This is a genomic window from Mesorhizobium sp. XAP4 (assembly GCF_029269325.1).
Taxonomy (GTDB): Bacteria; Pseudomonadota; Alphaproteobacteria; order Rhizobiales; family Rhizobiaceae; genus Mesorhizobium; species Mesorhizobium ciceri.
On record NZ_JARIXW010000001.1, the window covers coordinates 733,294 to 759,391 of the forward strand.

Annotated in this window: 18 protein-coding genes; 15 read left to right on the forward strand and 3 right to left on the reverse strand. The window is 63.4% G+C overall.

All coding sequences use genetic code 11. The annotated features are described in order from the left end of the window. The first annotated feature begins 1 nt into the window (after position 1). The 5 genes from P3C39_RS03775 to P3C39_RS03795 all read left to right on the forward strand — a co-directional run bounded on the left by P3C39_RS03775 (position 2) and on the right by P3C39_RS03795 (position 12,693). Positions 2-6,055: a translocation/assembly module TamB domain-containing protein gene (locus P3C39_RS03775; protein ID WP_275952701.1), complete on the forward strand. Its 6,054-nt coding sequence runs from the start codon at positions 2-4 to the stop codon at positions 6,053-6,055. Between the two features lie 266 nt (positions 6,056-6,321). Further along, positions 6,322-7,974, forward strand: coding sequence for an ABC transporter substrate-binding protein (locus tag P3C39_RS03780; RefSeq protein ID WP_013530882.1), 1,653 nt, complete (start codon positions 6,322-6,324; stop codon positions 7,972-7,974). 230 nt (positions 7,975-8,204) lie between these two features. Continuing rightward, positions 8,205-9,239: an ABC transporter permease gene (locus P3C39_RS03785; protein ID WP_224621776.1), complete on the forward strand. Its 1,035-nt coding sequence runs from the start codon at positions 8,205-8,207 to the stop codon at positions 9,237-9,239. A gap of 12 nt (positions 9,240-9,251) precedes the next feature. Continuing rightward, the gene (locus P3C39_RS03790; protein ID WP_013530884.1) at positions 9,252-10,409 is read left to right on the forward strand and encodes an ABC transporter permease; all 1,158 of its coding nucleotides are present in this window, start codon (positions 9,252-9,254) and stop codon (positions 10,407-10,409) included. Between the two features lie 67 nt (positions 10,410-10,476). Next, the gene (locus tag P3C39_RS03795) at positions 10,477-12,693 is read left to right on the forward strand and encodes an ABC transporter ATP-binding protein (RefSeq protein WP_024501517.1); all 2,217 of its coding nucleotides are present in this window, start codon (positions 10,477-10,479) and stop codon (positions 12,691-12,693) included. Positions 12,694-12,727: 34 nt separating this feature from the next. Here P3C39_RS03795 and P3C39_RS03800 read toward each other — a convergent pair whose 3' ends face one another. Beyond that, positions 12,728-13,318 carry a transglycosylase SLT domain-containing protein gene (locus tag P3C39_RS03800; protein WP_013530886.1) on the reverse strand — a complete coding sequence of 197 codons (591 nt, stop codon included), beginning with the start codon at positions 13,316-13,318 and terminating at the stop codon, positions 12,728-12,730. Positions 13,319-13,535: 217 nt separating this feature from the next. Between P3C39_RS03800 and P3C39_RS03805 the strand changes: the two genes are divergently transcribed. After that, positions 13,536-15,074, forward strand: coding sequence for a trimethylamine methyltransferase family protein (locus P3C39_RS03805; RefSeq protein WP_024501515.1), 1,539 nt, complete (start codon positions 13,536-13,538; stop codon positions 15,072-15,074). A 57-nt stretch (positions 15,075-15,131) separates the two neighbouring features. Next, positions 15,132-17,558: an FAD-dependent oxidoreductase gene (locus tag P3C39_RS03810; RefSeq protein ID WP_275952702.1), complete on the forward strand. Its 2,427-nt coding sequence runs from the start codon at positions 15,132-15,134 to the stop codon at positions 17,556-17,558. 113 nt (positions 17,559-17,671) lie between these two features. On the opposite strand, the gene P3C39_RS03815 is transcribed toward P3C39_RS03810, so the two are convergent. After that, positions 17,672-18,064 carry a DoxX family protein gene (locus tag P3C39_RS03815; RefSeq protein WP_013530889.1) on the reverse strand — a complete coding sequence of 131 codons (393 nt, stop codon included), beginning with the start codon at positions 18,062-18,064 and terminating at the stop codon, positions 17,672-17,674. 179 nt (positions 18,065-18,243) lie between these two features. On the opposite strand from P3C39_RS03815, the gene P3C39_RS03820 reads away from it, so the two are divergent. Beyond that, on the forward strand, positions 18,244-18,750 hold the full coding sequence (locus tag P3C39_RS03820) for a hypothetical protein (protein ID WP_127368916.1): 507 nt from the start codon (positions 18,244-18,246) through the stop codon (positions 18,748-18,750). An 82-nt stretch (positions 18,751-18,832) separates the two neighbouring features. Here the strand turns inward: P3C39_RS03820 and P3C39_RS03825 are convergent, their stop codons facing one another. Then, the gene (locus tag P3C39_RS03825; protein WP_275952703.1) at positions 18,833-19,609 is read right to left on the reverse strand and encodes a VOC family protein; all 777 of its coding nucleotides are present in this window, start codon (positions 19,607-19,609) and stop codon (positions 18,833-18,835) included. A gap of 166 nt (positions 19,610-19,775) precedes the next feature. Between P3C39_RS03825 and P3C39_RS03830 the strand changes: the two genes are divergently transcribed. The 7 genes from P3C39_RS03830 to P3C39_RS03860 all read left to right on the forward strand — a co-directional run bounded on the left by P3C39_RS03830 (position 19,776) and on the right by P3C39_RS03860 (position 26,055). Then, positions 19,776-20,513, forward strand: a complete 738-nt coding sequence (locus tag P3C39_RS03830) for a gamma-glutamylcyclotransferase (protein ID WP_024501513.1) — start codon at positions 19,776-19,778, stop codon at positions 20,511-20,513. 120 nt (positions 20,514-20,633) lie between these two features. Continuing rightward, entirely contained in the window at positions 20,634-21,998 is a 1,365-nt protein-coding gene (locus tag P3C39_RS03835; protein WP_024501512.1) for an NAD(P)-dependent oxidoreductase, read from the forward strand. A gap of 2 nt (positions 21,999-22,000) precedes the next feature. After that, positions 22,001-23,314, forward strand: coding sequence for an NAD-dependent dihydropyrimidine dehydrogenase subunit PreA (gene preA / locus P3C39_RS03840; protein WP_013530894.1), 1,314 nt, complete (start codon positions 22,001-22,003; stop codon positions 23,312-23,314). Positions 23,315-23,423: 109 nt separating this feature from the next. Beyond that, the gene (locus tag P3C39_RS03845; protein ID WP_013530895.1) at positions 23,424-23,927 is read left to right on the forward strand and encodes an Rrf2 family transcriptional regulator; all 504 of its coding nucleotides are present in this window, start codon (positions 23,424-23,426) and stop codon (positions 23,925-23,927) included. Positions 23,928-23,970: 43 nt separating this feature from the next. Continuing rightward, positions 23,971-24,429 carry a carboxymuconolactone decarboxylase family protein gene (locus tag P3C39_RS03850; protein WP_027160675.1) on the forward strand — a complete coding sequence of 153 codons (459 nt, stop codon included), beginning with the start codon at positions 23,971-23,973 and terminating at the stop codon, positions 24,427-24,429. Between the two features lie 72 nt (positions 24,430-24,501). After that, positions 24,502-24,879 carry a DoxX family protein gene (locus tag P3C39_RS03855; protein ID WP_013530897.1) on the forward strand — a complete coding sequence of 126 codons (378 nt, stop codon included), beginning with the start codon at positions 24,502-24,504 and terminating at the stop codon, positions 24,877-24,879. A gap of 114 nt (positions 24,880-24,993) precedes the next feature. Next, positions 24,994-26,055, forward strand: a complete 1,062-nt coding sequence (locus tag P3C39_RS03860) for a glycosyltransferase family 4 protein (RefSeq protein WP_275952704.1) — start codon at positions 24,994-24,996, stop codon at positions 26,053-26,055. Positions 26,056-26,098 lie beyond the last annotated feature (43 nt).

Below are 26,098 nucleotides of genomic sequence, written 5' to 3' on the forward strand. Positions count from 1 at the left end.
GATGAAAACAGTCTGGCGCATCCTCCGCATTGTTCTCTACACCCTGCTGATCGTAATTGCGGGGGCGATCGGCGCGCTGGTGGTGCTAACCAAGACCGAGCGCGGCCGCGACAATCTCGCCGGCATCATTTCGCGGCTGGCATCGACCGACGACCGCAAGATCACGGTCAGCGGCATAGATGGCATCTGGTCCGGGGCGCTCAGCGTCGACCATGTCGTGCTGGAGGACCGCGAGGGCGCCTGGCTGGTGGCGCGCAAGGTGGCCGTCGACTGGTCGCCGCTGGCGCTGCTGTCGAAAAACTTCAGCGCCGACCGTATCGCTGCCGAGCGTATTGAACTGGCGCGATTGCCGGTGGCCAGCACGCAGCCCGCGCCGAGCGGCGGCACGACGACGCTGCCGGTTTCCATCGACATCAAGCAGATCGACCTGCCCGAGATAGCGCTTGGCCAGCAACTGGCCGGCAGCGGCATCGCCGAACTTGCCGCCAGGGGCATGCTCAAGGCCGACGCCGCGCCGCTAGCGGTCGAGACGGTGCTCAACGTCACCCGCCATGACGGCAAGCAAGGCAATGTCGACGCCAAGATCCACTTTGCGCCGGCGGACAACAGGCTCGATCTTGACCTGAAGGCCTCGGAGCCGGCAGGCGGCATCATCGCCAATCTGCTCAAGCTGCCCGATACGCCGCCGGTCGACATAATTGTCTCGGGCACCGGGCCGCTCGCCAATTGGAACGGCATCGGCACGTTCTCGGTCGACGGCAAGATCGTCACCCAGCTGACAGGCCGGCACCAACTGACCGACAAGGGTAATCATGTTGAGGCCAAGGGCGACGGCGATTTCGCTCGCTTCCTGCCTGAGAATCTCAAGCCGCTGTTTGCCGGCAAGACCAGCTTCGATGTCGCCGGCACCGCCACATCGGCCGGTGGCGTCAGTGTCGACCGCGCCAACATCGACAGCGATGCGGTGCACGGCACCGCGACCGGCATTGTCGATCCTGCCGGCGCCAGCGACCTCTCGATCGAACTCGCCGCCAAGGGTCCGCCCGTTGTGATCAGCGTCGGCAGCAAGGCGCAACCGATCACGCTGGCGATCAGCAATGCCACCGCCCGCGCCTTCGGCGACGGCAAGGCACCGATCATCGACATCGGCGCCTCCTTCGTCTCCATCGTTGCTGGCGGCACGCGGCTGGATGATCTGGCGGCGCAGATCCATTCCGACGGCTTTGACATCCAGAACCGCGCCGGGCCGGTCACCGTCAAGCTGCAGGCAGGTGGCCTTAACACCGACGTGGCGACGCTGGCGCCGCTGATCACCGGCAAGATCGATGTCGATCTGGCCGGGTCGGTCAGCAAGGATGCCATTGCCATCGACCAGGGCACGCTGCGCTCCGACGCGCTCAACGCCTCTCTGACGGCGACGGTGGCGCTTGCCGACCTGTCGATGCAGCTGAAGATGAACGCGGATGCCGTGGCGACGGCCTTTCCGCCGCAGATCGCCTCGGTGCTTGGCGCCCGGGTAAAATTCTCGGCCACCGCGGCCCGCGATCCGCAGGGATCCTTCGCCGCCAACTCGATCGAATTCACGTCCGGCACGCTCAGCGCCGCCGGCACGGCCAGCATGCAGGGCACCGACATCCAGGCCGACATCAAGGGCAAATTGGGCGACGTTTCCGTGCTGTCGCCGACAGTCGGCGTGCCGGTTGCCGGTGGCGTCGATTTCGCGCTGTCGGCAAGCGGCGCGATGACGGCGCCGGATTTCACCGTTACCGCCGATAGCGACAGCCTGACGGCATCGGGCCGCACGGTGAAGAGCATCAAGCTGACGGCGAGCGGCAAGGCCGATATCACCAGTCCCGCCGCCAACGTATCGCTGACCGGCTCCGTCAACGACCAGCCGCTCGATATCAAGGCAGCACTGGTGACAAGCGAGGGCAAGCGTTCGATCAACGGATTCCTGGTCTCGCTGGGCGACAACAAGGTCTCGGGCGATCTCGCGCTGGACGACACGTACATGCCGCTCGGCACGCTGACGCTCGACGCGCCCGCTATCGACCAGTTGGCCGCACTGGCCGGCCAGGCGGTGACGGGCGACATCGACGGCACCATCGGCTTTGCCAAGGAGGGCGACGCGCCCTTCGTCACGATCGATGCGAAGAGCACTTCGATCGCGCGTGGCGACGTGACGGCCAAGGCCATCACCGTCAATGCGCTGATCGCCAATTATCTCAAGGCGCCGGCGATCGCCGGTTCGATAAAGGCTGACAGCGTCACGTCCGGAACCACCGAAATCAGCGGCATCGGCGTCGACCTGAAGCGCGACGGCGATTGGACCAATTTCACCGGCGGCGCCACCATAGCGGGCGTTCCGGCGACCGCTGCCGGCCGGGTGAAGATCGCCGACGGCAAGACGAGCGTCGAGATTGCCTCGGGCGAGGCGACGGTTCGCGGCATCAAGGCCGCAATCGCTCAGGCGTCGACACTGAGCATCGCCAACGGCACGGCCAGCATCGAGAAACTGGCGCTCGATGTCGGCGGCGGTTCGGTGACGCTGTCGGGCACTGCCGGTCAGACGCTCGACCTCGCGGCGCAATTTTCGGCACTGCCCGCGGCGCTCGCCAATGAATTTTCGCCCGGCCTCGACGCTGTCGGCACGCTCAGCGGCACGGCTGGAGTGACCGGGCCGCCGGCCGCTCCCGATGTCCGCTTCAATGCGCAACTGGCCGGTATCGAAACCAGCCAGACCCGGCAGGCCGGGCTCGGGCCGCTCGCCGTCGATGCGGCCGGCAGCTACACTTTGGCCGGCGGTGTTGTGCTCGATCAGGCGACGCTGACCGGCGACAAGATTTCCGGCAAGGCAGCCGGCACCCTCAATCCGAACGGCGCCAGCGATTTTGCGCTCGATCTCATCTCATCCGGCCCCAGCCTGCCCCTGACTGTCGGCAGCGCCGAGAGCCCGGTCAAGATCGAAATCCGGTCCTTGTCGGCAAAGGTGGCGGGCGAGAGCACGCGGGCCCGCCTGGATGTCTCTGCGATCCTGCCCTCGATCGTCACCAGTCCGGCGAGGGTGGACGGGCTTGCCCTGGCGTTGCACTCGGATGCGTTCGATCTGAAGAACCGCGCAGGGCCGGTTTCCGGCACAGTGTCGGTGGACAAGGTCGGTCTCGACAATCCGGTGATTGCGCCGCTGATCGCCGGCAAGGTCACGGCGGCGCTCAGCGGTCGCCTGACAGCCGATGCGGTTGCCATAGACAGCGGCTCGCTCAAGAGCGATGCGCTGAACAGCCAGGTTGCCGGCCAGGTATCGCTGCGTGACGGTGCCATCGACCTCAATCTGAAGGCGGATGCCCCATCGTCGGCCTTGCCGGCGGCGGCACGCGGCATGCTTGGCGAACGCGCTGAGATCAGCGCCACGCTGAAGCGCGACCCCAACGGCAGTATCGCTATAGGCGGATTGAAGCTGACCTCGGGCGCGCTGACCGCAGACGGGCGAGCCAGCCTTGCCGACAACAAGGTAGCCGCCGACATCAAGGGTGCGCTGAGCGACATCTCGCTGCTGTCGAAAGACGCCAAGGGCGCCATCGCTTTTGCGTTGAACGCGCAGGGCCCGGCCGCGGCGCCGGACCTGTCGTTGACCATCGACAGCGACCGCCTTCTCGTGGCGGCGCGCGAGATCACCGGGCTGAAGCTGACCGCCACCGGCAAGGCCGATGCCGCCAATCCGGCGGCGAATGTGCAGCTGACCGGCAATGTCGCCGGCCAGGCGCTGCAAGGCAGTGCGGTGCTGGCGACGGCGGACGGCAAGAGCGCCATCAATGGCCTGCTGCTGTCGCTCGGCAAGAACAGGATTTCCGGCGATCTGGCGCTGGACGAGAAGTTCGTGCCGGTCGGCACCATCGCGCTCGACCTGCCCGATATCGGCCCGCTGGCAGCACTTGCCCTGGAGAAGGCCGAAGGCGATGTGCGCGGCACGATCGCCTTTTCGAAGAACGGCAATGCGCCACAGGTCGCAATCAAGGCGGCGACAGCATCGATTACGCGCGGCGACCTGCAGGCGAAAGCCGTCTCGATCGATGCGCTGGTCGCCAACTATCTGGCGGCGCCCGTGATCTCCGGAAAGATTCGCGCCGACACCGTCACGTCGGGCGGCACCGTGATCAGCGGCATCGATGTCGACTTGAAGCGCGACGGCGACTGGACGGGCTTCTCCGGCGGCGCAACCGTCAAGGGCATTCCGGCACAGGCCGCCGGCCGGGTGAAAGTGGCCAACGGCACGACGACCATCGAGCTTGCCTCCGGCCAGGCGACCGTACAAGGCATCAAGGCGGCCATTGCCCAGGCCTCGACCGTCAGCATTGCCAACGGCACGACGACGCTGGACCGGCTGGTGCTCAACCTGGGCGGCGGCACGGCGACGGTGACCGGCAAGGTCGGCACGGCGCTCGACATCAATGCAACACTGGCGCGGGTGCCGATGTCGCTCGCCAACAGTTTCTCGCCGGGGCTCGACGCCGCCGGTTCGATCTCAGGCACGGTCAAGGTGACGGGTGCGCCGGCGAACCCCGCCATTGCCTTCAACCTCGACGCGGCCGGCGTGCAGACCTCGCAGACGCGCGGTGCCGGTGTCGGTGCGGTGAGTGTCTCCTCGTCCGGCACCTTCGGCGGCAACAAGCTGACCTTCAATGCCAATGTCGGCGATGGCGCCGGCCTTGGCCTCAAGGGCGGCGGCACCGTGACGACGGCCGGCACGCCGTCACTGGTGCTCGACTTCAATGGCGTCGTGCCGTTCGGCCTGCTCAGCCAGAAGCTTGCCGCGCAGGGCCTGTCACTGTCTGGAACCGCCAATGTCAACGTACAGGTGCGCGGTCCCGCGACATCGCCCGTCATCGGCGGCAGCATCAGCACCTCGGGTGCGCGCCTTGTCGATGCGCGCTCCGGCCTCGCCGTCAACGATCTCGCCGCCGATGTCTCGATTGCCGGCGGCGTCGCCAGGATCAACCGGCTGACCGGAACGCTGTCGACGCGCGGCAGCCTGTCGGCCAGCGGCACGGTCGGCATCAACCCGGCGCAGGGTTTCCCGGCCGACCTGTCGATCAAGCTGGTCGACGGCCGCTATACGGACGGCAGGGTGGTGACCGCCAATCTCGGCGGCGACCTGACGATCAAGGGACCGCTGACCTCAGCACCGGTCATCGCCGGTACCGTCAATCTCGCCAAGACGGTGATCACCGTTCCCGACAAATTGCCGGGCTCGCTGGCGGCGCTCGACGTCAAGCACAAGAACGCGCCGGGCGCGGTCAAGGCGCAGGACAAGGCGCTGCGGCCGCCGACGACCAGCGGCAAGGGCGGCGGCAGCGGCCTTGCGCTCGATGTCACGGTCAACGCGCCGAATCAGATCTTCATCCAGGGCAGGGGCGTTGATGCCGAACTTGGCGGCTCGCTGAAGCTGACCGGCCCGGCCTCGTCGCCGCAAGCGGTCGGCACCTTCACCTTGCAGCGCGGACGACTGTCGATCCTCGGCAAGCGGCTGACCTTCACCGAAGGCACGGTCGGGTTTTCCGGCTCGCTGGTGCCCTATCTCAATTTGACGGCGACCACGACGACGACCAGCGCCACCGTCACCATCGTGGTGTCGGGCGAAGCGACCAATCCGAAGTTCACCTTCTCCTCGGTGCCGGCGCTGCCCGAGGATGAGGTGCTGGCGCAATTGATCTTCGGCCGCTCGATGTCGAACCTGTCGCCGCTGCAGATCGCCCAGCTCGCCGAAGCGGCGGGGCAGCTGGCCGGCGTCGGCGGCTCGACGTCGCTGCTGGAAAACCTGCGCAGCGCCATTGGCGTCGACGATCTCGACGTCACCACCGACGATCAGGGCGGCACGGCGGTTTCGGCCGGCAAATACCTCAACGACCGCACCTATGTCACCATCCAGAAGGGCGACAAGCCGGGCTCGGGCAAGGCGACGATCGACCTCAATGTCGGGCGCGGCGTCAAGCTGCGCGGCGAGGCCAACGATGCCGGCGAAGCCAAGGGCGGCATCTTCTACGAGAAGGAATACTGACAGTCCGGCGGGGCTTTTGGCCTCATGGTGGATCGATTCTGGTGCTGTGCGGGCCAGAGCAAATGTCTCAGTTTAATCGACTATCGCGATTCCAGAAGAATCCGTCGGGCAGTAGCAAATTTGCGCCAAGACTGTCGTTATCACGCGAACCGCTCCCCTTTCAAAGTTGCACATTCCCTAACATGTTCTCAATCCACGCCCTCTTTGACATCATGGCCTGGATGCGGAATGTTAAAAGGCGGAAAGCCAACAATGGGAGTTAAGTCATGACAATTTATAAGAGTAATGGCGATCGCGTTCCGGATCACATCCTGGCCATGGCCGAAGAAGCCAAGGCAGGCAAGGTGGACCGCCGCGAATTCCTGGCCATGGCCAGCGTCTTCGGCGCATCGACGGCAATGGCTTACGGCTTGCTCGGCCTCGCCGATCCGACGCCGGCGAAGGCCGAAGAGGTAAAGGGCAAGAAGGGCGGCACGCTGAAGATCGCCCAGTGGATCAAAGATCCCAAGGACCCGCGCAAGGCCGACTGGTCGGAAATCGCCAATGCCGAGCGCCAGGCGCTGGAGCCGCTGGTCAAGTACACCTCCGAATACACGTTTCGCCCCTATCTGCTGGAAAGCTGGGACGTCAACGACGACGCCACGCAGTATACGCTGCATGTGCGCAAGGGCGTCACCTGGTCGAATGGCGATGCCTTCACCGCCGATGACGTCATCTTCAACCTGAAGCGGTGGGCTGACAAGAAAGCCGAAGGCAATTCCATGCCCGGCCGTCTCGGCTCGCTGGTCAAGGACGACAAGCTCGACGAAAGCGCCGTGACCAAGCCGGACGACCACACGGTCGTGCTTAAGCTCAGCAAGCCGGACATCGCGCTGATTCCGAACATGTGCGACTATCCCGGGCTGATCGTCCACAAGACCTTCGATGAGAAGGGCGGCGACTTCAAGGCCTGCCCGATCGGCACCGGTCCGTTCGAACTCGTCTCCTACGATGTCGGTCAGAAGGTGGTCTACAAGCGCCGCACCGATGACAAGTGGTGGGACGGCGAAGTGTTCCTCGATGGCCTGGAATTCATCGACTACGGCACCGATCCGGCAGCCATGGTCAGCGCTTTCGAGGCCGGCGAAGTGCACACCAACTTCGAGACTTCGGCCGACTATGTGTCGATCCTCGACGGCATGGACCTGGTGAAGTCGGAAATCGTCACCGCGTCGACCATCGTCTGCCGCACCAACGTCAACAACAAGCCCTATGGCGACCAGAAGGTGCGCAACGCGCTGCAGCTTGCGGTCGACAACAATGTCGTCTTGCAGCTCGGCTACGGCAATGCCGGCTCGGTCGCCGAAAACCACCATGTCTGCTCGATCCATCCGGAATATTACGAGCTGCCCAAGGTTGCCCGTGATCCGGCCAAGGCGAAGGCGCTGATGGCGGAAGCCGGCCAAGCCGACTTCGAACACGAGCTGATCACCGTCGACGAAGACTGGCACAAGAACACCGGCGATGCGATCGCCGCCCAGCTGCGCGACGCCGGCATCAAGGTGAAGCGCACCGTTCTGCCTGGTTCGACGTTCTGGAACGACTGGACGAAGTATCCGCTGTCGATGACCAACTGGAACATGCGTCCGCTCGGCGTCCAGGTTCTGGCCATCGCCTATCGCACCGGCGAGGCCTGGAACGAGGCCGGCTGGTCGAATCCGGACTGGGATGCCAAGCTCAATGCGGCGCTCGCCGTTGCCGACGCCGCCAAGCGCAAGGACATGATGAAGGACATCGAGCAGATCCTGCAGGATTCCGGCATCATGATCCAGCCGTACTGGCGCAAGCTCTACAGCCACTCGGTGAAGGCGGTGCAGAACTACAAGATGCACCCGACCTTCGAGCGCGACTACGGCAAGGTCTGGCTCGACCAGGCTTGATATCGCATCGACATGGAGGGAAGGGGCTCGCTCCCTTCCCTCGCTCTTTGCATTGTCCGTCCCTGCTGGTCCGCACATTCTCAAAAAAGTTGCGGACTCGCGGGCAAGGTCATGCAACAAAAACAGGGTTGATCGCATCCGAAGGCCTGTTTGACAGCCAGCCCCGCCGGTCACGGCAGGGTTGGCTTTCATAGCCGGCTCAAACCCCAACCCATCGGCAGGGGGCCGCCATGCTTTCCTTCGTTATCAGGCGTCTTGGCACCATGGCATTGACGATGCTGTGCCTGACCATGGTCGTCTTCTTCCTGATCAACCTCGAACCCAATCTGAAGAAGCTGGCGATCAGCCAGACCGAAATGCATACGTCGGCCGAGCAGCTCGAGAACTGGCTGGTCAACCATGGCTACCGGCAGAACTTCTTCGTCCGCTACGGCCAGTGGCTTGGTGTCTTGCCCAAGCAGCCGGTAACCGACCCGGCGACCGGTAAGCCGGCGCAGCGTTTCTCCTTCTGCAACGATCCGCTCGTGCCGACCTTTGCCGGTGTTTTCCAGGGCGATTTCGGCTGCTCGACCAAGTTCAAGGCGACCGTCGCCTCAAAACTGTTTCCGGCACTCGGCGCTACGGGCATCCTGATGTTCTGGGTGCTGGCGGTGATGGTGCCGATCTCGCTGCTGATCGGCATTCTGGCCGGCATGCGTGAGGGGTCGCGAACCGACCGGGTGCTGTCCGTGGCGTCGATCGCCTCGACGGCGACGCCTGAATATGTGTCGGGCGTCATCTTCACCGTCATCTTCGCCTCATGGCTAGGCTGGCTGAACGGCTCGGCGGCTTCGGCCAGCCAGGGCATCACCTTCTACAATTTCACACTGCCGGTGATGACGCTGGCGATCTACGGCATCGGCTATATCGCCCGCATGACGCGAGCTTCGATGGTCGAAGTGATGACGCAGCAATATATCCGTACCGCGCGGTTGAAGGGTCTCTCCTTCGGCAGCGTGGTGGTCAAACATGCCTTGCGCAACGCGCTGATCGCACCGTTCACCGTCATCATGCTGCAGTTCCCTTGGCTGCTCACCGGCGTCGTCATCGTCGAGGTGATGTTCCGCTACCAGGGCTTCGGCTACACGCTGGTCGAGGCGGCCGGCAACAACGATATCGACCTTTTGCTCGGCTGCTCGCTGGTCTCGGTGTTCATCGTCTTGATCACGCAGCTCATTTCCGATGTCGGCTACGCATTTCTCAATCCGCGTATCAGAGTTCAGTAGGGAGCGAAGCCGATGCCGGTTCAATACATCAGTGGCTTCACCGTCGTTTTCGAAGTGCTGTCGCGCTTCTGGCCGGTCTGGATCGCGCTCGTCATCGTCATGGGCGCGAGCTTCGCCTACAAGAAGAAGCTGGCGCTCTACGGCCAGCTGTTCGACAGCGGTGTCGGCATCGTCGGCGTCGGCATCTGCCTGTTCTGGCTGTTCACGGCGATCTTCGCCGCGACCATATCGCCCTTCGATCCGCTGGCCCAGATTCCGATCATGAAGGACGTGCTGCCGGGCGCCGTCGAACCGCAGTCGGGGCTGACCTATCTGTTCGGCGGCGACAAGCTGGCGCGCGACGTGTTTTCGCGCATGGTCTATGGCAGCCAGATCGTGCTGATCATCGCGCCTGCCGCGACCGGCTTCGCGCTGATGGTCGGCATCACGCTCGGCCTGCCCGCCGGCTATTACGGCGGCAAGATCGACACCGTGCTGTCGTTCCTGGCCAACCTTGTGCTCGCCTTCCCGGTGATCCTGCTGTTCTACCTCTTGGTGACGCCGGGTATCATGGACACGCCGATCCCGTACGGCATGGCCGGCGTGTTCTTCCTGTTTCCGATCATCTTCTTCAGCGTGCTGTTCTGGACCCGCTACAAGAACCGGCCCGACCGGCTTTACATCCTGCTCGGCATCACCCTGATCCTCGGTGGCTGGATCTATCTCGGCCTTGTGTTCGATAAGGACCCGCTGCACATCGTCCATATCGATCCAAACCAGCTCAACATCTTCGTGGCGGTGGTGTTCGCCTCCAGCCCCGGCGTGTTCCGCATCGTGCGTGGCCTGGTGATGGACATCAAGACGCGCGACTATGTGGCGGCGGCGCAGACGCGCGGTGAATCGCCCTGGTACATCATGCTGTGGGAGATCCTGCCCAATGCACGCGGGCCATTGATCGTCGATGCCTGCCTGCGCATCGGCTACACCACGATCCTGCTCGGCACACTCGGTTATTTCGGCCTTGGCCTGGCGCCGGAAAGTCCGGACTGGGGCACCGCGATCAAGGACGCCAGCCGCCTGCTGCGCTCCTTCATCCATCCGGCGCTGCCGCCGACCATCGCACTGATGTCGTTCGTGCTGGGCTTGAACCTGCTCGCCGACTCGCTGCGCGAACAATCGATGAAAGACTGATGTCGCGGGTTTCGACCCGATGGGCCTGAGAGAAACAGGCCTGGAAGAACCAGGATTGGAGCGACCCATGAACGAGGCAGTTCGAAATCCCGCCAAGCCGACCCCCGGGCCAACCAAAGGGCCGATCATCGAGATCGAGAACCTGTCGATCTCCTTCTTCACCCGCAAGGGCGAGATACCGGCGGTCATGGATTTTTCCTGCACCGTCATGCCGGGCGAGGCGATGGGCATTGTCGGCGAATCCGGCTGCGGCAAGTCGACCGTGTCGCTCGGCATCATGCGCGACCTCTCCAACATCGGGAAGATCGTCGGCGGCAAGATCAAGTTCCAGGGCAAGGACATGGGCGAACTCTCCGACGAGGAGTTGCGTTCCATCCGCGGCAACAAGATCGCCATGATCTACCAGGAGCCGATGGCGAGCCTGAACCCGGCGATGAAGGTCGGCCAGCAGCTGATGGAAGTGCCGCTGATCCACGACAAGGTGTCGAAGGAAGAGGCCTATAAACGCGCCCTCGATATGGTGCGCTCGGTCAAATTGCCCGATCCCGAGCGTATGATGCGCTCCTATCCGCACCAGCTCTCCGGCGGCCAGCAGCAGCGCATCGTCATTGCCATGGCGCTGCTGTCGAAGCCGGCGCTGCTTTTGCTCGACGAGCCGACGACGGCGCTCGACGTGACGGTGGAGGCGGGCATCGTCGATCTGGTCAAGGGGCTGGGCGAAAAGTTCGGCACGTCGATGATCTTCGTGTCGCACAATCTCGGCCTGATCCTGGAAACCTGCGATCGCATCACGGTGATGTATTCGGGCGAAGCGGTGGAGACCGGCAAGATCAAGGACGTGTTCGACCGGATGCGCCACCCCTATACGCAAGGGCTGTTCCGCTCGATCCCGCTGCCGGGCGCCGACAAGAACTCACGGCCGCTGATCTCCATCCCCGGACAGCTGCCGCTGCCGCACGAGCGGCCCAAGGGCTGCAATTTCGGCCCGCGCTGCCACCATTTCGTCGAGGGTGTCTGCAACGCCGCCGAAATCCCGATGATCGAGGTCGCTGGTCACGAAGGCCATTTCTCGCGCTGCGTGCGCTTCAACGAGATCGACTGGGAAGCGCTGCCACCCGGTGCCAAGAAGGTCAATGAGCGCGTCGTGCCCGGCGCGCCGGTGCTCAAGATCGAGGACCTCAGAAAATATTACAGGGTCGGCGGCAGCGAGGTGTTCGGCTCGAGCGAGGGCCGCGTCGTCAAGGCCAACGAGACGATCTCGTTCATGGCGCGCGAATCCGAGACGGTCGCCATCGTCGGCGAATCCGGCTGCGGAAAGTCGACGCTGGCCAAGGTGCTGCTCGGGCTGGAGACGGCAAGTGCCGGCACGGTGACGCTGGGCAACACGGAAATCCAATCGACGGGCATCGACAAACGGAGCGTCGACACGGTGTCGTCGATCCAGATGGTGTTCCAGAATCCGTTCGACACGCTCAATCCCAGCCATTCGGTCGGTTCGCAGATCATCCGCACGCTGGAGAAGTTCAATGTCGGCAAGACGGTTGCCGATCGCCGCAAGCGCATGCTGGAGCTGCTCGACCTGGTGAAGCTGCCGCGGGCATTCGAAACCCGCAAGCCGCGTCAGCTTTCGGGCGGCCAGAAGCAGCGCATCGGCGTGGCGCGAGCCTTTGCCGGTGACGCCAAGGTGGTGGTGGCCGACGAGCCGGTCTCGGCATTGGACGTGTCGGTGCAGGCGGCGGTGACCGAACTGCTGATGGACATCCAGCGCAAGAACAAGACGACGATGCTGTTTATCAGCCACGATCTGTCCGTCGTTCGCTACATCGCCGACCGCGTCGTCGTCATGTATCTCGGCTACATCGTCGAGCAAGGCACGACCGACCAGATCTTCGCACCACCCTATCATCCCTATACCGAGGCGCTGCTGTCGGCGATTCCGATCGCCGACACGAGTGTCGTGAAGAAGCACATCGTGCTGGAAGGCGACATCCCGTCGGCGATGAACCCGCCATCCGGCTGTCCGTTCCAGACCCGTTGCGGCTACAAGAAGCTGGTGCCGGACAATCTCTGCGAGACCAAGGTGCCGCCGGTCAAGCATCTCGGCGACGGTCATATGAGCCTGTGCTGGCTCTCCGACGACGTGCTGGCCAAGATGGAGCCCGTGATCAAGTTCGACAAGGAACACGCCGCGCACGAAGGTATGCCGGACGACGCGCCGCATGGCGATGGCCCCGGTTTTGCTGGCACGCCACCAAAGCGTCCGCGCGGTAAAAGGCCGAGCTGACCGTCCGAAGATCGAGATCAACGATGCGGCAAGATCAGTTCCCACACTCGCTCAACTGCTGGGCATAGTCCCGCGCCATCTTGTCGGTGGCCCGGGCATAGCCCTGCACACCGGCATCGCCCCTGTTGCCGCGGCCATAGGCGGTCCAGCCGAGATAGTAGGCAAGGTAGAGATTGTAGGTGTCGTTGCGGGCGACGCCGTAGGTGTCAGATGTCTTGGAATGATACCAGCCGACGAAATCGACCGCATCGGCGAATTTCGTCCGCCGCGCCGCCCAGTTGCCGGTCTCGCGCTGATATTGCGACCAGGTGCCGTCCAGCGCCTGCGAGAAGCCGGTGGCCGTGGAGACGTGCTTCCACGGAATGAAGCCGAGCAGCTTGGTACGCGGCGGCCTTGCATTGCTCTTGAAGCCCGATTCCTTGCGCACCGTCGCCATCAGTACGGGAACGGGAATGCCATATTTCTGTTGGGTGCGCTCGGCGGCAGACTGCCAGTTGTCGAACCAGCCGTCATTCTGGTCGAAGACGGCGCAGACATTGTTGATGTGATTGGGCGGCGTGGCGCAGGCCGAAAGCGCCAGCAGCACGCAAACCGCACCAATTTTACTAAAACTCGAACTACGCATCGGCAGAGCAATAGGCCGAAATCATAAAGGGAATCTTGCAGCGTCCATTAACGCTTCGCCCGAGCGGTCGCTCGAGGAAATCCCATATCAACAATCCGACATATTTCGTCGTATTCTATAAATGGATACTGCGGAAATGCCGCCGTGGCTAAAATCACGCCCGCAAACGGCGTATTTATGACAGCTTGCCTGGTTTGCCGGGGCTTTGATGCCAGGCATGAACGAACCAAGACGCAAACGCGGCGCCGAGCGCACCAGCAATCGGGGGCCATCGGCCATTCCGCAACTGCCGCTCAGGCGGGTGACCAATCCCTATCCGCCAATGGCCATGCTGTCGCCCGATCAGATCGAGCAGATCCATCAGGCGTCGATGCACATATTGGAGAATTTCGGCATCGAGGTGATGAGTCCGCGCGCGCTGTCGCTGTTCGAGAAGGCCGGCGCCAGGGTCGATCATGCCTCAGCGAATGTCCGCATCGATCGCGGCCTGATCGAAGACGTGCTGAAGACCACGCAGCCCAGCTATGTGTTGACGCCGCGCAACCCGGCCAACGCGGTTCATCTGGGCGGCAACACCATCAATTTCACCCTCGTTGCCGGGCCGCCCAATGTCCATGACATGGAGCGCGGCCGCCGCGCCGGCAATTTGCGCGACTATTCGGATCTCACACGGCTGGCGCAGCATTTCAACTGCATCCACATGCTGGGCAACCAGGTCTGCGCGCCGGTGGAGCTGCCGGCAAACTCCCGCCATCTCGACACTTATTTCACCAATCTGACGCTGACCGACAAGAGTTTCCATGTCTCGGCGATCGGCCGGGGCAGGGCATTGGACGGCATCGAGATGATGGCGATTTCGCGTGGGCTGACGCTCGACCAGATGCGCGACGATCCCGGTATCACCACCATCATCTCGGTCAACTCGCCGCGCCGCTTCGACGAGATGATGGCCGAAGGCCTGATGACCATGGCCGAGTTCGGCCAGTCGGTGGCGGTGACGCCGTTCACGCTGATGGGGGCGATGAGCCCGGTGACGCTGGCCGGGGCGCTGGCGCAGCAGAATGCCGAGGCGCTGTTCGGCGTCGTGCTGACGCAGCTTGTCCGTCCGGGCGCGCCGGTCATGTATGGCGCCTTCACCTCCAATGTCGACATGAAGTCGGGCGCGCCGGCCTTCGGCACGCCTGAGAATACCAAGGCCAACATTGCGTCAGGGCAACTGGCGCGGCGCTACGGGCTGCCGTACCGCACGACGCCAGGCTCGGCCTCCAATGCCGCCGACGCGCAGGGCGCCTATGAGACGCTGATGGCGCTGTGGGGCGCGGTGCTCGGCCACGGCAATCTCGTCTACCACGCCGCCGGCTGGCAGGAGGGCGGGCTGACGGCGTCGTTCGAAAAACTCATCATCGATGTCGAGATGATCCAGCATATGATGGAGTTCTTGCGCCCGATCGAAGTCAATGAGGCGGAACTCGCCGTCGAGGCTTTGGGTGCGGTGCCGACCGGTGGGCATTTCTTCGGCGAGCCGCACACGCTGGAGCGCTACGCCACTGCCTTCTACCAGCCGATGCTGTCCAACTGGCAGAATTACGAAGCCTGGCAGGAAGCCGGCGGCCTCGACGCCACGGCACGCGCGACGCGGCTGTGGAAGAAGGCGCTGGAGGACTATGTCGAGCCGGTGATGGATATCGCCGTGCGCGAGGCGCTAGAGGCTTACATGGCCAGGCGCAAGGAAGCGATCGGGCAGGGCGAGCCGTGATCGTTCCCAGCTTGAATCCATTCACCCATTCAACTCACTGATATCAGAGAAAAATCCATGAAATCGCATGCAAAGGTCGTGGTCATTGGCGGTGGCGTCGTCGGATGCTCCGTGTTGTTCCATCTCGCCCGCCACGGCTGGACCGATGTTGTCCTGCTGGAGCGCGACGAGCTGACCTCAGGCTCGACCTGGCACGCGGCCGGGGGCATGCACACCATCAATGGCGACCCCAACGTCGCCAAGCTGCAGAAATACACGATCAATCTCTACAAGGAGATCGAGGAGCTTTCCGGCCAGGCGACCGGCGTCCATCTGACCGGTGGCGTGCTTCTGGCAGCGACCGAGGCGCGGCTCGACTGGCTGCGCGGCGTCGTCGCCAAGGGCCGCTATCTCGGCATCGAGCTCGAGGAGATCTCGCCCAACGAAGCGGCCGAACTGATGCCGCTGCTCGATCCCAAGCAGTTCGTCGGCGCGGTCAGGAACAAAGAGGACGGCCATCTCGATCCCTCCGGCGTCACCCACGCCTATGCCAAGGCCGCGCGGAAACTCGGCGCCGAGGTCGAGCGTTTCACCAAGGTCGAGGACATCGTGCGGCGCCCTGACGGGCTGTGGCGGGTCATCACCAACAAGGGCGAGGTGGTGGCCGAGCATGTCGTCAACGCCGGCGGCCTGTGGGCGCGCGAGGTCGGCCGCATGGTCGGCCTCGAACTGCCGGTGCTGGCCATGGAGCACATGTACCTGATCACCGAGGATATGCCGGAGGTCGCCGCCTGGAACGCCAAGACCGGCACCGAGATCATCCACGCGGTCGACTTCGACGGCGAGCTTTACCTGCGCCAGGAGCGCGGCGGCATGCTGATGGGCACTTACGAAAAGGCCAACAAGCCATGGTCCGAATACCAGACGCCATGGAATTTCGGCCATGAATTGCTGGCGCCCGACATCGACCGCATCGCGCCGTCGCTTGAGGTCGGCTTCCGCCATTTCCCGGCCTTCCAGAACACGGGCATCAAGCAGATCATCAACGGGCCTTTCACCTTCGCGCCCGACGGCAACCCATTGGTCGGGCCGGTGCGCGGGCTGCCGGGCTTCTGGGTCGCCTGCGGTGTCATGGCCGGCTTTTCGCAAGGCGGCGGCGTCGGCCTCGCTTTGTCGAACTGGATGATCGAGGGCGATCCCGGCGCCGACATCTGGGCGATGGATGTCGCGCGCTACGGCGACTGGGCGACGATGGCCTATACCAACGCCAAGGTGCGCGAGAATTATTCCAGGCGCTTTTCGATCCGCTTCCCCAATGAGGAGCTGCCCGCCGGGCGGCCGCTGAAGACGACGCCGGTCTACGACCTGCTGTCGGCCAAGGGTGCGCAATGGGGCGTTGCCTATGGGCTGGAAGTGCCGCTGTGGTACGCGCCGGAAGGCGTCAAGGACGAATTCTCCTGGCGCCGCTCGAGCGATTTCACGCAGGTCGCCAAGGAGGTCGCCACAGTTCGCGACGGTGTCGGCCTGTCGGAGATTTCGAGCTTCGCCAAATACAAGATGGCGGGTGAGGGAGCGGCCGCCTGGCTCGACCGGATGCTTGCCTGCAAACTGCCCAAGCCCGGCCGCATGACGCTGGCGCCGATGCTGAAGGAAGACGGCAGACTGATCGGCGATTTCACCCTCGCCAATCTCGGAAGCGAGGGCTGGTTCCTCGCCGGCTCCGGCATCGCCGAGCAATACCATATGCGCTGGTTCGAGAAGCACCTGCCTGACGATGGATCGGTCCGCATCGAGGCGCTGGGCGCGAAGCTCACCGGTCTGTCGATCGCAGGCCCGAAGGCGCGGGATGTGCTGGCAAAGGCGACGCGCTCGGATGTCTCCAATGCGGCCTTTTCCTTCATGGCCATTGGCCGGATGGATATCGGCATGGCGCCGTGCCTGGTCGGCCGTGTGAGCTATACCGGCGATCTCGGCTACGAGATCTGGGTGGCGCCGGAATACCAGCGCGCCGCCTATCAAGCGCTGATGGCGGCGGGCGGGGAATTCGGCATCGGCCTGTTCGGCTCGCGTGCGCTCAATGCGCTGCGGCTGGACAAGAATTACGGCTCATGGGGGCGCGAGTACCGGCCGATCTACGGGCCGCTGGAAGCGGGGCTCGACCGCTTCGTTGCTTACGGCAAGGACGCCGATTTCATAGGCAAGGCCGCGGCGCTGGCCGAGCGCAGGCAGGGCGGCAAATTGCGCCTGCGCGCTTTTATCGTAGATGCCGACGATGCCGATGTCATTGGCGATGAGCCGATCTGGTTCGATGGTGCGGTGCGCGGCTGGGTGACGTCGGGTGGCTATGCGCATCATTCGAAGAAATCCGTCGCCGTCGGCTATGTGCCGAAGGAGATCGCTGATGAGAGCGACGGCTTCGAGATCGAGCTGCTGGGCAAGCGCCATGCGGCGCGCATTCAGGCGGTGCCGCTGTTCGACGCCAATTTCGAACGGATGCGTGCTTGAAGCGCTTCGGCTTCGCCGATGCGCTTCAGATTCCTGTTTTGTGCATGTCGTTGTCCCAAAACCGCCGGGCACTTTTGGGCGACATGCACCAGGCCCGCATCCTCTTTCTGGCGTCAGGCGCTGCGGCGGCTGTCCAGCGCGAAAGCGCCGGCGCCGGCAAACACCAGATAGAGGAAGATGAAGCAGAACGAGATCGCCGAATCGCCGCCATTGTTGACCGGGAAGAAGTCGCGCGGCATGTGCGCCATGAAATAGGCGATCGCCATTTCGCCGGCCAGAAGGAATGCCACCGGTCGCGTGAACAGGCCCAGCGCGAGCAGGATGCCGCCGGCGAATTCGAGGATGGCGGCAGTCGTGGTCAGCCCGGAAAGGGCGTGGGGATCGACGCTGACGGGGAAGTTGAACAGTTTCTGGCTGCCATGCTCGATGAACTGCAGCGCGGTCATGATGCGCAACACGCCGAGCGCCTGCGGCTGGTATCTGGAGAGGCTTTCGAAAAGCTTCATAATGACTCCATTTTCAATCCGTCCGGCCATAGATTATCGCCCAGGAATGGACCATTCACTTCCCATGGCCTGGCGTCAACAATCGGTGATTGAAAATGTCCCCAGCTTGACCCTTCATATTTTTCCCGCAAGGGTTGCATTTCTATCGTTGCGGTTGTATTAGTGCGGCCACTCTAGAAATGTGGGTTCCCTTTGCCATGAAAAAAGTCGCCATCAGCCTCTTCGCAATTCTTGCAGGCACCAGCTTTGCCATGGCCGAGGATGCCGGCTGTGAGGCCTTCAAGTGGCCCGTGACGCGGGAGCAGACCCTGTTTGCCGCGGCACCGGCAACGCCGTCCGGAGCGGCACTGGCGGTTGGTGCGGCTGCGGACCTGGCGCTGGTGCCGGTAGAGAAAGCCGGTTTTGCGGTAGCGCCCGAACGTGCGCCGGCATCAGACAGTTTCGGGGCCATCGCCAGCGTGGAGGTGCCATCCGAGGGAGCCATCCAGATAAGTCTCTCGGGGGAGGCCTGGATCGATGTCATCCAGGATGGCCAGGCCATCAAGTCGGCGGGCTATAGTGGCGTGAAAACATGCCCTGGCATCCGCAAGAGCGTGCGCTTCAAGCTTGCGCCCGGCCCGGCCACCGTCCAGTTCAGCGGCGCGAAGAAAGCTGAGTTGAAGGTTGCGGTGCTGGCGCCGGAATGAGGCGGCGCCAGGCAGGGGGGAGAGGCCTTCATCGGTGGTCCGATGAAAGCCCGCACTTTGTGTCAGCGGTGTTCGATCGCCGTCAGCGGACTGGCGCCATCAAGGCGAAGTGCGCGCCTTGCGGGTCCTGGCACTGCACGATCCAACTGCCGCCGGGGACCTCCATCGGCCCCATCAGGATCTTGCCGCCATTGTCGGTGACCCGTTTGGCCGCCGCGTCGATGGCCGCAACGTTGAAGTAGAATTGCCAGACCGGGACCGGGATCTGCGCGGGCTTGTTCATGATGCCGCCGCCGGATTCGGGGCCGGCCGTAAAAGTCTGGTACGTGCCCATCGGGCCCATGTCGAAATCGCCGGCGTCGATCCAGCCGAACTGGTCGGAATAGAAATCGAACGCGGCTTTCCAGTCCGACGTGTAAAGCTCGTGCCAGCCGATGTGGCCCGGCGTGCTGGCCGGCACGACAGGCTGGTCGGGACCGTTCGGCTGCAGGAACATGAAGGTCGCGCCTTGCGGATCGGCGACGACGGCAAAGCGGCCGACGCACGGAATGTCGTCGGGCTGGCGGTGAACGGTGCCGCCGGCTTTCTCCAGCGATGCAGTTGCGGCATCGACATCCCTGGTGTGGATATAGCCGAGCCAGGCAGGCGGCATGCCCATCTTGGCGGCATCCTCGGGCAAGGTCATCAGGCCGCCGACGCCACGTTCGCCGACATTCATGACGATGTAGCGCGGCATGCCGGGTGCCTTATCGAAGGGCTGCGCCGTCCAGCCGACCACTTGGGTGTAGAACGCCTCGGCGGCGTCGAGATCTGATGTCATCAATTCGTACCAGAAGAAGGGCATCGGGGTTTTTGGCATTTTCGGTCTCCTCACCTTTCATGGATCGATCGTCGTCCATCATAGGACGATCCTCACGACGGAAATCCGACACCGCCCGGACAACAATGGGTGTGTGTGCCAAGCGTTCCCTGATTGCGCATCCAGCGGTTTTCGATTTCTCTGCGGGCATGAGGGGTTGTCGTCCATGCGCTTGATGTCGCTCACGCCCGAGCTTGTCGCACTGTGCCATCGGGAAGAGGCCGATCCCGGTCCGGACCCGAGCTGGACAGACATGAACGACGAGGACTTTCGAACCCTCGCCTTGCGACTGTCCAATGAAGCCGATGAGGGACCGTTATGGGTGTTCGCCTATGGGTCGCTGATCTGGAAGCCGGAATTCGAGTCGGTCGAGCAACAGCTCGCCACCGCGTTCGGCTGGCACCGCTCCTTCTGCCTCGACATGGTGCGCTGGCGCGGCAGCGCCGAGCAGCCTGGGTTGATGATGGCGCTCGAGCGGGGCGGGCGCTGCAACGGCGTGATCTATCGCTTGCCGGAGGGTGAGAAGCCGGCGCAGATCGAAAGGCTGCTGCGGCGCGAGATCAGCGACCATGAAAGCATCGAGACGGTTCGCTGGCTGCCGGTGCATACGCCGCAGGGTAAGCTGCGCGCGCTCGGCTTCTGGGTCGGCGTGAAGGGCAGGGGAACGTCGCTGAACCAGCCGCTGGACAGAGTGGCGAGCGTGCTGGCCAGAGCCTGCGGGCATATCGGATCCGGCGCCGAATATCTCTACAACACGGTCAGCCATCTCGAAGCATTCGGCATCCGCGACCGCAATCTGTGGCGATTGCAGGAATTGGTGGCGCAGGAGGTCAGGGCCATCCATGGCCGCAAGCTTGAGCCTGGCCTTTCGCTCGCACTGCAAGCCCGACCGCAGTCGCAATAATATGAGTAAAAAAATCATATTATTGCCGAGCCTTTTCAGTGACTTGCGTCGAAAATTGACCAATTGATAAAAAAATAAAACGTGCTAGCCTTCTCCAAAAGAAAACATGGGGAACTGACGATGCCAGAAGGCCAATTCAGGGAAGGCATTGCGGGCGGCAGGCTCTCGGCCGACCAGTATGCGGATAATTTTTCCGACCTGCACCCGCCGCTCGACCACCACGAGGCGCTGGTCGAATCCGACCGCTGCTATTTCTGCTACGACGCACCGTGCATGAATGCATGCCCGACTTCGATCGACATTCCGCTGTTCATCCGCCAGATCTCGACCGGTAATCCGATCGGTTCGGCCAAGACCATCTTCGACCAGAACATATTGGGCGGCATGTGCGCCCGCGTCTGCCCGACCGAGACGCTGTGCGAGGAAGTCTGCGTGCGCGAGGTGGCGGAAGGCAAGCCGGTGCAGATCGGCCGCCTGCAGCGCTACGCCACCGACGTCGCCATGGGCGAGAACAAGCAGTTTTATCCGCGCGCCGAGCCGACCGGCAAGACGGTCGCCGTGGTCGGCGCCGGGCCGGCCGGCCTTGCCGCCGCGCACCGGCTCGCCCGCCACGGCCATGACGTGACCATCCTGGAGGCGCGCGCGAAGGCCGGCGGCCTCAACGAATACGGCATCGCCGCCTACAAGAGCGTCGACGATTTCGCCCAGGCCGAAGTCGACTACGTGACCGCGATCGGCGGTATCGACATCCAGAACGGCAAGGCGCTCGGCCGCGACTATCAGCTGTCGGATCTGATCCGCAATTACGACGCGGTGTTTCTCGGCATGGGCCTTGGCGGTGTCAATGCGCTGCGTGCCGATGGCGAGGACGCTGACGGCGTCATCAACGCGGTCGAGTTCATTGCCGAGCTGCGCCAGGCCAGCGACCTTTCCGGCCTGCCGGTTGGTCGCCGCGTCGTCGTCATCGGTGGCGGCATGACGGCCATCGACGCCGCGGTACAGTCGAAGCTGCTCGGCGCCGAGGAGGTGACGATCTGCTACCGGCGCGGCCAGGAGCACATGAATGCGTCTGAGTTCGAGCAGGATCTGGCCGCTGCCAATGGCGTCAGCATCCGTCACTGGCTGCAGCCGAAGCGGGTGATCGCCGAGAGCGGCAAGGTCACTGCCGTCGAACTCGAATACACCGCCCTCAACGGCGACAGGCTTGCCGGCACCGGCGAGACGCTGACGCTCGTTGCCGACCAGGTGTTCAAGGCGATTGGACAGAGCTTTGTCCCGGCCGCCCTCAACGGCAGCGGTGCATCGATCGAGCTCGAAGCCGGCCGCATCAAGGTGGATTCGGAAGGGCGCACGTCGCTTGCCAAGGTCTGGGCCGGTGGCGACTGCATCTTCGGTGGCGACGACCTGACCGTCTCGGCGGTCGCGCAGGGACGCGACGCTGCGGAGAGCATCAATCGGGCACTGACCTCGAACGGGAGGGCATGAGCATGGCGGATATCAGAAACAATTTCGTCGGCATCAAGTCGCCCAATCCGTTCTGGCTGGCCTCGGCGCCACCGACCGACAAGGCCTACAACGTCATCCGCGCCTTCAAGGCCGGCTGGGGCGGCGTGGTGTGGAAGACGCTGGGCGAGGAGGGCCCACCGGTGGTCAACGTCAACGGTCCGCGCTACGGCGCGATCTGGGGCGCCGACCGCCGCCTGCTCGGCCTCAACAACATCGAACTGATCACCGACCGCGACCTGCAGGTCAATTTGCGCGAGATCAAGCAGGTCAAGAAGGACTGGCCCGACCGCGCCATCGTCGTCTCGCTCATGGTGCCTTGCGTCGAGGAAGCCTGGAAGGCGATCCTGCCGGTGGTCGAGGAGACCGAAGCCGACGGCATCGAGCTCAATTTCGGCTGTCCGCACGGCATGTCGGAACGCGGCATGGGCGCCGCCGTCGGCCAGGTGCCGGAATATATCGAAATGGTGGTGCGCTGGTGCAAGCAGAACACCCGTATGCCCGTCATTACCAAGCTGACGCCCAACATCACCGATGTGCGCAAGCCCGCGCGCGCAGCACATGCCGGCGGCACCGACGCGGTGTCGCTGATCAACACCATCAATTCGATCACTGGTGTCGATCTCGACAGCTTCGCGCCGCAGCCGACCATCGACGGCAAGGGCTCGCATGGCGGCTATTGCGGGCCGGCGGTAAAGCCGATCGCCATGAACATGGTGGCCGAGATCGCGCGCGATCCGGAAACGCAGGGCCTGCCGATCTCCGGCATCGGCGGCATCACCACCTGGCGTGACGCGGCCGAATTCATGGCGCTCGGCGCCGGCAATGTGCAGGTCTGCACGGCGGCGATGACCTACGGCTTCAAGATCGTGCAGGAGATGATCGCGGGCCTGGAAAACTGGATGGACGAGAAGGGGCACGCCTCGCTCGACGACATCGTCGGCCGCGCCACGCCCAATGTCACCGATTGGCAGTATCTCAACCTGAACTACGTCGCCAAGGCGCATATCGACCAGGATGCCTGCATCAAGTGCGGCCGCTGCCACATCGCCTGCGAGGACACTTCGCACCAGGCGATCACCAGCATGGTCGACGGCGTCAGGCACTTCGAGGTCATCGAGGCCGAGTGTGTCGGCTGCAATCTCTGCGTCAATGTCTGCCCGGTCGAGAACTGCATTACCATGGAGCCGCTGGCAGCCGGTGTGATGGACCAGCGCACCGGCAGGCCGGTATCGCCGGTCTACGCCAACTGGACCACGCACCCGAACAACCCGATGGCCAAGGTGGCTGCGGAGTAGGAACTACCCCCAAGAGAAAATCGGCGCTTTCGAGCGCCGTTTTTCATTTTCCTATTGCAGATATGAATTATCCACGATAGTATGTATCCATGAATAAGGAACCTGTTCGATGAAGCTGGGCGAGGGTGTTGAAGCAGCCATCCATTGCGCCGCCACGCTGGCCAGTGTGGAAGGCAATAGCACCATGCCGGGCGCCGCTCTCGCCGAGGCCTTTGGCCTTTCGCCGAGCTATCTGCTCAAGCATCTCAACATGCTGAGCGCGGCGCGCGTCCTGGAATCGGTGCCCGGGCCTGCCGGTGGCTATCGGCTGGCGCGGCCAGCCGAGCGCATCACGCTGCTCGACATCGTGCTGGCCGTCGAGGGCCGCGAGCCGGCCTTCCGCTGCGGCGAGATCCGCCAGCGCGGTCCGGTGAAGCTCGATGCGTCGGCCTATGTGAAACCCTGCGGCATCAACGCCGCGATGCTGAAGGCCGAACGCGCCTATCGCGCCGCGCTCGCCGAGACCAAGCTGTCCGATATCGTGGCCACCTATGCGGCAGAAGGCGATCCCAGGTCGCTTGCTGCGAGCTGCGCCTTTGTCGAGCGCCACCAGCGGCCGCAGAAATCCAGTTAACCCCAAAACCTCAAAACCCAAGCAGACGTGAAAGGACAAGACGATGAAACAGAGGCTGCAATTTTTCGCCAAAGCGCCGGAGATCATGAAGGCGGTGTCGGCGCTCAACAAGGCGGTGGACGAATGCGGGCTCGAGGTGAGCCTGCTGCACCTGATCAAACTCAGGGCTTCGCAGATCAATGGCTGCTCGTTCTGCGTCGAGATGCACAGCCGCGAGGCCAGGCGCGACGGCGAGACCGAGCAGCGGCTCTATCTGGTTTCAGCCTGGAAGGAATCGCCGCTGTTCTCGGAGCGTGAACGCGCGGCTTTGGCCTGGACCGAAGCCGTCACCCTGATCGCCAGCAATGGCGTGCCGGACGAACTTTATGCACGTACGCTGGAGCATTTCTCAGAAGAGGAGCTGGTCAAGCTGTCCGTTGCGCTCGGCATGATCAACACCTGGAACCGGCTGTGCATCCCGTTCCAGGCCATACATCCGATGCCGGCGGCCAAGGCTGCCTGATTGTCCAATCATGTTGGGAGCGCCGTAGAGAGCGCGCTCCCACTGCCTTGAACCTTTAAAGGGGAGAGTTTGATGCCTGCGGATTTGCCTTCGACCTTGTTGTTTCTCGCTCGCCTGCTGCTCGGCGGCGCCTTCGTTTTCGCCGGCCTGCGCAACATCCAGAACGCGGCCTTCCTGACCCAGCTGATGGCCGCGCGCGGTGTGCCGCAGGCGCGGTTGGCACTGTGGACTGGTATCGTACTTCAGGTCGCCGCCGGTGTGCTGGTCATCGCAGGATTGTGGACGGCACTCGCGGCCACGGTGCTGCTGCTGTTCCTCATCGTCGCCACGCCGATGTTCCACAATTTCTGGGACCATCAGGGTCCGGACCGTGCGTCCCGCATCAATGGCTTCGTCGGGAATGTTGCCCTGAGCGGTGGCTTTCTGACCCTGATCGCGCAATCCGTTTGACGCACAGTTCCATGCCGACTGCGGCCTCTGGTGCCGACGGCTCGACCATAAAATCGGAACCAATCGAGCCGTTGACGCATTTCACACCTGCATGCCCAGCATCCAGGATGAAATATGAAAATCGCCCATGTCGCGCCGCTTTATGAATCGGTGCCGCCAAGGCTCTATGGCGGCACCGAGCGCATCGTCTCGTATCTGACCGAAGCGCTGGTCGATCTGGGTCATGAGGTGACGCTGTTTGCCAGTGGCGACAGCCAGACCTCCGCGAAGCTGGTACCCAGCCGGGAACGCGCGTTGCGCCTCGATCCGCGTCCGCTCAAATCCGAGATCGCGGCGCATCTTTTGATGCTTGCGCAGGTGAGGGAACGGGCGTCGGAGTTCGACGTCATCCACTTCCACCTCAGCCACTTCCTGCACTTTTCCTTCTTTGAGGATATTGCGGAGCGGACGGTGACGACGCCGCATGGCCGCCTGGATTATGTCGACCTGGCGCCGGCCTATGAACGGTTCCCGCGCTTTCCCCTGATTTCCATTTCGCACAGCCAGAAGGCGGGCCTTGCCAACGCCAACTGGTTGGCGACGATCCATCACGGATTGCCGACTGCTCTCTACGAACCGACGTTCGAGACGGCCGCCGAAGAACCCTACCTTGCCTTCCTCGGCCGGTTCTCACGCGACAAGCGCCCGGATCGCGCCATCGAGATCGCCTTGCGTTCGGGGCTCAAGCTCAAGCTCGCGGCAAAGATCGGCGACGACGATCGCGCCTATTTCCGTGAGGTGGTCGAGCCTTTGATCGATGGCGATCGCGTTGTCTATGTCGGTGAGATCGAGGAAAACCAGAAGGCGGAATTTCTCGGCAAGGCGGCAGGCCTGCTGTTCCCGATCGACTGGCCGGAGCCGTTCGGCCTTGCCGCTATCGAGGCAATGGCCTGCGGTACACCGGTCATCGGCTGGAATTGCGGTGCGCTGCCGGAGATCATCGATCAAGGCGTCACCGGTTTTATCGCTGACACAATGGATAGCGCGGTCGCTGCGGTGCCGGACTTGCTGCAACTCGACAGGCGAAAGGTGAGGGCCGTTTTCGAAAAGCGGTTCTCCGCCAGGAGAATGGCCGGCGACTATCTGGCCGCCTATGCGGGCCTGATCGGCGTCCCGAGCACGGCGAAGGCGTCTTGAGCAGCGACGTGCTCGAGCCACGGCAACGAAACAACAGGGATCT

What these genes read in the sequence shown, in the direction of transcription:
- P3C39_RS03810 (WP_275952702.1), top strand. Translation starts at nt 15,132, where the DNA reads ATGAAATCGCATGCAAAGGTCGTGGTCATTGGCGGTGGCGTCGTCGGA.
- P3C39_RS03850 (WP_027160675.1), top strand. Translation starts at nt 23,971, where the DNA reads ATGAAACAGAGGCTGCAATTTTTCGCCAAAGCGCCGGAGATCATGAAG.
- P3C39_RS03825 (WP_275952703.1), bottom strand. Translation starts at nt 19,609, where the DNA reads ATGCCAAAAACCCCGATGCCCTTCTTCTGGTACGAATTGATGACATCA.
- P3C39_RS03790 (WP_013530884.1), top strand. Translation starts at nt 9,252, where the DNA reads ATGCCGGTTCAATACATCAGTGGCTTCACCGTCGTTTTCGAAGTGCTG.
- P3C39_RS03855 (WP_013530897.1), top strand. Translation starts at nt 24,502, where the DNA reads ATGCCTGCGGATTTGCCTTCGACCTTGTTGTTTCTCGCTCGCCTGCTG.
- P3C39_RS03785 (WP_224621776.1), top strand. Translation starts at nt 8,205, where the DNA reads ATGCTTTCCTTCGTTATCAGGCGTCTTGGCACCATGGCATTGACGATG.
- P3C39_RS03775 (WP_275952701.1), top strand. Translation starts at nt 2, where the DNA reads ATGAAAACAGTCTGGCGCATCCTCCGCATTGTTCTCTACACCCTGCTG.
- preA (WP_013530894.1), top strand. Translation starts at nt 22,001, where the DNA reads ATGGCGGATATCAGAAACAATTTCGTCGGCATCAAGTCGCCCAATCCG.
- P3C39_RS03800 (WP_013530886.1), bottom strand. Translation starts at nt 13,318, where the DNA reads ATGCGTAGTTCGAGTTTTAGTAAAATTGGTGCGGTTTGCGTGCTGCTG.
- P3C39_RS03845 (WP_013530895.1), top strand. Translation starts at nt 23,424, where the DNA reads ATGAAGCTGGGCGAGGGTGTTGAAGCAGCCATCCATTGCGCCGCCACG.
- P3C39_RS03815 (WP_013530889.1), bottom strand. Translation starts at nt 18,064, where the DNA reads ATGAAGCTTTTCGAAAGCCTCTCCAGATACCAGCCGCAGGCGCTCGGC.
- P3C39_RS03835 (WP_024501512.1), top strand. Translation starts at nt 20,634, where the DNA reads ATGCCAGAAGGCCAATTCAGGGAAGGCATTGCGGGCGGCAGGCTCTCG.
- P3C39_RS03860 (WP_275952704.1), top strand. Translation starts at nt 24,994, where the DNA reads ATGAAAATCGCCCATGTCGCGCCGCTTTATGAATCGGTGCCGCCAAGG.
- P3C39_RS03830 (WP_024501513.1), top strand. Translation starts at nt 19,776, where the DNA reads ATGCGCTTGATGTCGCTCACGCCCGAGCTTGTCGCACTGTGCCATCGG.
- P3C39_RS03805 (WP_024501515.1), top strand. Translation starts at nt 13,536, where the DNA reads ATGAACGAACCAAGACGCAAACGCGGCGCCGAGCGCACCAGCAATCGG.
- P3C39_RS03780 (WP_013530882.1), top strand. Translation starts at nt 6,322, where the DNA reads ATGACAATTTATAAGAGTAATGGCGATCGCGTTCCGGATCACATCCTG.
- P3C39_RS03820 (WP_127368916.1), top strand. Translation starts at nt 18,244, where the DNA reads ATGTGGGTTCCCTTTGCCATGAAAAAAGTCGCCATCAGCCTCTTCGCA.
- P3C39_RS03795 (WP_024501517.1), top strand. Translation starts at nt 10,477, where the DNA reads ATGAACGAGGCAGTTCGAAATCCCGCCAAGCCGACCCCCGGGCCAACC.